5 protein-coding genes are annotated in these 6,757 nt (G+C 72.0%); 4 read left to right on the top strand and 1 reads right to left on the bottom strand.

Annotation, left to right across the window (positions count from 1 at the left end; translation table 11 throughout):
• Positions 1–644: MFS transporter (locus AOK03_RS13340; RefSeq protein WP_157868936.1), on the top strand; the 644-nt coding region annotated here is incomplete at its 5' end.
• A gap of 226 nt (positions 645–870) precedes the next feature.
• Positions 871–3,213, top strand: coding sequence for a collagenase (locus AOK03_RS13335; protein ID WP_244177598.1), 2,343 nt, complete (start codon positions 871–873; stop codon positions 3,211–3,213).
• Here the strand turns inward: AOK03_RS13335 and AOK03_RS13330 are convergent.
• Complete coding sequence (locus AOK03_RS13330; RefSeq protein WP_055565446.1) at positions 3,185–4,729, bottom strand: glycoside hydrolase family 3 protein; 1,545 nt, start codon at positions 4,727–4,729, stop codon at positions 3,185–3,187. The two genes, AOK03_RS13335 and AOK03_RS13330, sit on opposite strands and share 29 nt — an antisense overlap.
• Positions 4,730–4,956: 227 nt before the next feature.
• Here AOK03_RS13330 and AOK03_RS13325 point away from each other — a divergent pair, with 227 nt between their 5' ends.
• Complete coding sequence (locus tag AOK03_RS13325) at positions 4,957–5,958, top strand: zinc-dependent alcohol dehydrogenase (RefSeq protein WP_055565445.1); 1,002 nt, start codon at positions 4,957–4,959, stop codon at positions 5,956–5,958.
• A 19-nt stretch (positions 5,959–5,977) separates the two neighbouring features.
• Positions 5,978–6,757 (top strand): Gfo/Idh/MocA family protein (locus AOK03_RS13320; protein ID WP_055565444.1); only part of this gene is annotated, 780 nt, incomplete at its 3' end.

The raw sequence follows: 6,757 nt of genomic DNA, 5'->3' as shown, positions 1-6,757 counted from the left end.
CGGTGCTGTGCGTGGCGGCGCTGCGGGGCGTCAGGGCCCGGGACGCGGCGAACCCGAAGGAGGCGGGACCGGGCGCCGGTCCGGCCGCCGACGACGACTGGCCGTCCTTCCTCAAGCTGTCCGGTGCCGTCATCTGCCGCTCGATCGTCTTCACCGGGCTGAGCACGTTCATCGCGCTGTACGTGCGCGAGCGCACCGGAGGAAGTGAAGTCTCCGGCACGGCCGCCCTGTTCGTGCTCTACCTCGGGGGCGCGGTCGGGACCGTCGCGGGCGGACGGCTCGCCGCCCGGTACGGCCGTCTCCCGGTCGTCCGGTGGTCGTACGCCCTGGCCGTCCTCGCGGTCGCCGGAGTCGTCCTCGTCCCCGGGCCGCCGCTCTACGTCTTCGTCGCGCTCACCTCGGCCGGCCTGTACGTGCCGTTCTCCCTGCACATCACCCTCGGACAGGACTACCTGCCGCGGCGCATGGGCACCGCGAGCGGCGTCACTCTGGGGCTGACCGTGAGCATCGGCGGCCTCGCGAGCCCACTGATCGGGACGGTCGCGGACGCGGCCTCCCTGAGGACGGCCCTCGCCCCGCTGATCGCGCTGCCCGCGCTCGGCTGGCTCCTCCTGCGCACGCTGCGCGAGCCGGGGGTGTCCTGAGATGTCCGTGCGTGTCCGAGGGAGTCCCCGGTTCCAGGGGCGGTTGATGGTTCCTGAGGGGTTGTCAGTGCAATATCACATTACTACGTTACGCATCACATGACGCAGCGGCGGCCATGAGGCAACCCCTCAACGGCCGTCACGTAAAGGTCAGTTGACGATGACCGCGTTGCATGGACAGCACTCACAGCGCCTCACGCCCCCACCTCCCACACAGGAGCAATCGGTGTCCCAGATACGTCTACGCACCCTGCGCAGATCCGTGCTCGCCGGCGCGATAGCGGCGACTCTCTGCGCCTCGGCCGCCCAGTTCGGATACGCGGCCGAGCCTTCCCCCGCGACGGCGAAGCCCCGCACCGCCGCGGCGCCGTCCGCCCCCGCCGCTCCGAACCCGCTGGACGTGGTCGACCGCAGGGCGAAGGCCCCGAAGCCGAACACCTACGAGGTCCCGGCGCCCGGCGGGCTCAAGGACGGCCGCATCCCGGGCGCCCGCACGCCCGAACCGAAGGCGACGTCGCGGGCCGCGGCGCCGCGGCCCGCGGCCGCGCCCTGCACACTGGACGGCGTCACCGGGCTCTCGCCCGAGCGGTTCGCCGACTTCCTCGCCGACCCGGCCGTCACCGCGGACGGCTGTCTGCGCACCCTCATCTGGACCTGGGACGCGCGACTCGCCCCCGTCATGTCGGACGCGCACGTCCAGGCCGTCTCCGGCCGCATCGCCGGGCTCGCGGCCGCCCACGACGGCAAGAACGGCAGCAACCTCCTGGAGATGCTGACGTATCTGCACGCCGTCGCCTACCAGGACTTCTCGCACGACGAGATCGACGTCACCGACGGCCCGACCGTGGAGGCCATGCGGCGCGCCGTCGGCGCCTTTGGCTCGGCGGGCCGCACCTTCGACGTGACCCGGAGCAACGCCGAATCGTTGCGCGAGGCGCTCTACGCGGCGAGCGCGCCGGGCCTGCGGCAGCACCAACTCCCGCTGATCAAGCGGGTGCTGACCACCATGGACGCCAAGCACCCCGACACGGCGAAGGACGCCTCGTGGGCCGGTTCCACGCTCGCCGCGCTCTCCCTGAGCTACCTCGGCGTCTACCCCGGCAACAGGGACGCCGCCTTCCACGCGGCAGTGAAGTCCGACGCCTCCTACCGTGCCGCCTTCAAGGCCTTCGGCGGATACACCCACCTCAAGGGCACAGCCAACGCCTGGGTGGTGCGCGACGCGCTGAGCGAGTACGGCAGGTTCGGTCAGATCGACGGGCTCACCACCGAGATCGTCTCCGGTCTCGGCGGGCTCCTGGACGTCGTCGTCCGCAACTTCGGTGAGGGCAGCGCCCCTTGGGCGAAGGTCGCCACCTGGCTGAACGAGTTCGACGCCTGCGCGCCCTACAAGGTGTGCAAGGCCGACATCGAGCGCCGCCTGTTCCCGCAGACCTATACGTACGACAAGGGCGGCATGAAGGTCCGCACGGCGCTCGACCGGGGCACCGTCGACCAGCTCTACTACGCGAGCAAGCAGGTCAAGGCGCAGTTCCACCGGGTCGTCGGCACCGAGGAGCCGCTGGCGGGAGACCCCAACACCACGCTGACGACGGTCCTCTACGCCTCGCGCGCCGACTACGAGAACTACCACCCGCTGCTCACCGGGATGGACACCAACAACGGCGGCGTCTACATCGAGCGCGGCGCGACCTTCTACACCTACCAGCGGCGCGTCCCGCAGGACTCCACGCTGACGCTGGAGGAGCTCTTCCGCCACGAGTACACGCACTACCTCAACGGCCGCTGGGCCGTGCCCGGATTCTTCGGCGAAGGCCCGTGGTACCAGGGCGACCGGACCACCGCGATGGACGAGGGCACCGCCGAGTTCTTCGACGGCGCCACCCGTGACGATGGCATCAAGGTCCGCAAGTCACTGGTCCGGGGCATCATCGCCGACACGGCGAACGGCGGACCGCGGATGACCGTGGACCAGCTCCTGCACGCCACGTACGACGGCGACGGCTTCCGGTTCTACGACTACGCGGGCACGTTCTTCGAGTTCCTCTGGACCGAACGTCCCGCCCTGCTCAAGGAGATGTACGGACATCTGCGGGCCGACGACCCGGCGGGCTTCGACGCCTGGCGCGACCGGCTCGGCAAGGACGGCGGACTGCAGAGCCAGTACGACGCCTTCCTCGACAAGCAGATCGCGCACGTCGACGACCTCTTCGTGCCCGACACGAAGTACGTGCCGGTCGCCGAGCTCCGCGACACCACCGCCGACCAGGTCCGCGCCTCCGTCACGGCGACGACGGGCATCACGCCCGACTGCCGCTCGAACGGGGCGTCGGAGCGGCCGCGGTACACCTGCACGGGCCGGATCACCGCGAACCTCGGCGCGTCCGGCGACCCCGACGCCGTGTTCAAGGACATGTCGGAGACCGTCGACTACTTCCTCCTCGAACGGTCCTCGGCGGGTGACAACAACCTGGCCGACATGAACTGCTCGTTCGGCAAGGTCGACATCTGGTCCGACGGTCGCGCGGGCAGCGCGGACTTCAGCTGCGAGGGGCCGCTGAAGGGGTGAGCCCGCCCCCTGCGAGCAGTTCCGCCGCCGCGATGCCCGAGACACGGGTCGCACCATGGGTGATCAGGTGGGTGGCGCCGAGTGCGTCGCCCGCCGGCACGCCCATCTCCACGACCAGGGCGTCGGGGCGGCACCGCAGGATGCGGTTGAGGGTGTCGGTCATCCAGCGGTGCCGGGCCGCGTCACGGACCACGACCACCAGGGCGCGGCCCGTCGCCGGGGTGAGGGCCTCGCGGTCCAGGAGGTCACCGGCGTGGGCGAGTTCGGGCTCCGTCAGCCGCACGGACGTGGTGCCGGGGCGCAGGTCGCGCAGCGGCACGGCGACTCCCCAGGGGGTGTGGCCGTCGACGGCCAGGTTCATCGTGGGGGACAGCTCCACGACGTGCGGCACCCCCGCCACGGGCAGCGCGGCGTTCGCCGTGCCGGAGCGGTGATGGACCCGCACGGCACGGCGGGCGGCGACCAGGCCGATGTCGGTGGGGCCCGCCGCGCGGGCGACGGCGCGAGACTGCTCGCCGGACCAGGCGGCGAACTCCCGTACGCGCCGACTCGCCTCGACGAGCCGGGCCTCGGGCAGCGTGCCGTCGATGACCGCCTTCACCAGAGCGGTGGAGAGCAGGTCGAACGTGGCCTCGTCGGCGCTCTCGCCGCCCACGCACACCGCGTCCACACCGCCGGCCACGGCCTTGACCGTCGCGCCGTCGATGCCGTAGCGGTCGGTGACCGCGCCCATCTCGATGCCGTCCGTGACGAGCAGCCCGTCGAAGTTCAGCTCGCCGCGCAGCAGTTCCACCAGGATGCGGGGGCTGAGGGTCGCGGGCAGGTCCGGGTCGTAGGCGGGGGCGAGCAAGTGTGCGGTCATCACGGCACGTACCCCCGCCTCCATGGCCGCGATGAACGGCGGCAGGGCGGTGAGCGCGATCTCCTCGGCGGAGCCCTGCACCTGGGGCAGGCCGTAGTGCGAGTCGACGACCGTGTCGCCGTGGCCGGGGAAGTGCTTGGCGCAGGCGGCGACGCCGGCCTGCTGCAGACCGCGGATCCAGGCGGCCGTGTGGCGGGAGACGACGTCGGTGCGGGAGCCGAAGGAGCGTACGCCGATCACCGGGTTGAGCGGATTGCTGTTCACGTCGGCGCTGGGCGCGAAGTTGAGCGAGACGCCCGCGGCGTGCAGGTCGCGGCCGATGTCGTGGGCCACGCGCTCGGTCAGGTCGATGTCGTCGACGGCGCCGAGGGCGAGATTGCCGGGACGGGAGGAACCGGTCCACGCCTCCAGGCGCGTCACGTCGCCCGCCTCCTCGTCGATGGCGACGATCAGGTCGGGGTTCTCCGCACGCAGGTCCGAGGTGAGCCGGGCGACCTGCTCGGGCGTCTCGATGTTCCGTGCGAACAGTACGACGGAGCCCAGGCCCTCGGCGATCCTGCGGCGCAGCCAGGCGGGGGCCGTGGTGCCCTCGAACCCGGGCTGCAGCACGGAGTTGGCGAGGTGCTCCAGAGTCGGGTCACTGCTCGGTGCCATGGCGCGACCTCCGAAGTTGTGGGTACGTGGGACGTGTGGTGCACAGAATGTGCGGAGGGACTCCTGCCAATTGGTCCAGGCCAATCGGATAGTGGATATTGGCTCGTACCAAACCGGGCTGTCAAGGAGTCGGAACCGGTCGAGCCGGGCGAATCCACCATGATGGGGCCAGAGTTGGGGAATCCTTGGAACTTCCGCAGATCGCATCCGCTGTAGAGGAGAGGGTCATGCGCAGGTACGAACTCGTCGGCAGGCGCGACATCAGGCTGGTCACGGACGTGGCGGTGCCGGAGCCGGGGCCGTCGGAGGTGCTGGTCCGGGTGCGGGCCTGCACGGTCTGCAACCGCAGCGACCTTGCCTACTTCCACTACCACGGGCTGCGCGAGCACTGCTCCCAGGGCTGTTTCGGCCATGAGATCGCCGGGGTCGTCGAGGCGACCGGGGCGGGCGTGCGGCGCGTGGTGCCCGGCCAGCGGGTCTTCGTGCGCACCCCGCTCACCACCGGGTACGCCGAGTTCGCCCTGGCCCGCGAGATATCCGTGGGCGCCCTGCCGGACGACGTGCCCTTCGAGCAGGGCGCGCTCCTGCAACTCCTTCCGCTGGCGGTGCACGCCACCCGTGGCATCCGGCTCGGCGACCGCGTCGTGATCGTCGGGCAGGGGCCCGTGGGGCAGATGGCGCTGCGCGTCGCGGTGGCGCGCGGCGCGGCCGAGATCGTCGCCGTCGACCTCGACGACTGGCGGCTCGAACGGTCGTCCGCGGCGGGTGCGGACGCCATCCGGCGCGTGGACGGCGGCGCCGAGCAACTGGCCGGTGTCGGCGCGGACTTCGACGTCGCCATCGACGCCGTCGGCACCCCCACGACGCTCAACGCCTGCGTGCGGCTCGTACGCCAGAACGGCCTCGTCGTCCTCCTCGGCACGCACCACGTCGACACGCACGTCACCGTCGACCTGGTCACCTGGGAGCGCAAGGGCCTGCGCGTGCACAGCTCCGCGGAGCCCCTCGACACCGCGCGCGCGGAAGCCCTCGCCGTCGCCGAACGCCTCGCCCACCGCCGCACCGACGCCCTGCGCCTGCCCGACCTCCACACGCACACGTACGCGCTCGACGAACTGCCCAAGGCCATGGAGCAGCTCTCCGCGAGCAGCGCCCTCTACCCCGATGCCGAGCACGCCCCCTACGACGGTCCGCCGCCCGAGACGCTCAAGGTGGCGATCGTCCCCTGAGCGGGCGGGGGAGAGCCGCGTGAGGTGGGGCATCGCCGGATACGGCGACATCGTGACGCGCCGCGTGCTGCCGGGCCTGCACGCGCTCGGCGAGGAGCCCGTGGCCCTCTGGGGCCGAGATCCGCAGCGCGCCGCGCGCGTCGCCGAGCGGTACGCCATCGCCGGCTCCGGCACCGACCTCGACGTGCTGCTGTCCGGCGTCGACGCCGTGTACATCGCCACTCCCGTCGTACGACACGTGCCGCTCGCCCGCGCCGTGGTCGAGGCGGGCCTGCCCGTCCTGATCGAGAAGCCGCTCGCCGGTGGCCTCGGCACGGGCGGCACGCTCGACACGGCGGGGCGGTGCGCGGGCGTCGCCTACTACCGCAGGCTCGCGCCCACCGTGCGACGGCTGCGCGAGGAGCTCGACGGCTGGACGCCCGACCGGGTGGAGGTGCGCTTCCGGTGCGCCTTCGCACCCGGACCCGACGACCCGATGAGCTGGCGCACCGATCCCGCCCTGTCCGGCGGCGGGGTCCTCGCGGACGCGGGAAGCCACCGGATCGACCTGCTGCTCCATCTGTTCGGGCGGCCGTACGAGATGACGGCCCGGCTCGGCGGACGTTTCCCGCACGGAGCGGAACGGCGCGCCGAGCTCACCCTTGACTGGCGCTCCGGACTGCGGGCGCACTGCATCGTGGAGTGGGGTGAGGGCTCGCCCGTGGACGTGCTGCGGCTGACGGGCGGCGGTCGCACGGTGACGATCGCCCCACTGGACTCGGGCCGCATGACCGCACCCCCCGGGCCCCCGCTCCTGCCT

The organism is Streptomyces atriruber (assembly GCF_001418325.1).
Taxonomy (GTDB): Bacteria; Actinomycetota; Actinomycetes; order Streptomycetales; family Streptomycetaceae; genus Streptomyces; species Streptomyces atriruber.
This window is presented reverse-complemented; position numbering and strand designations above follow the sequence as displayed.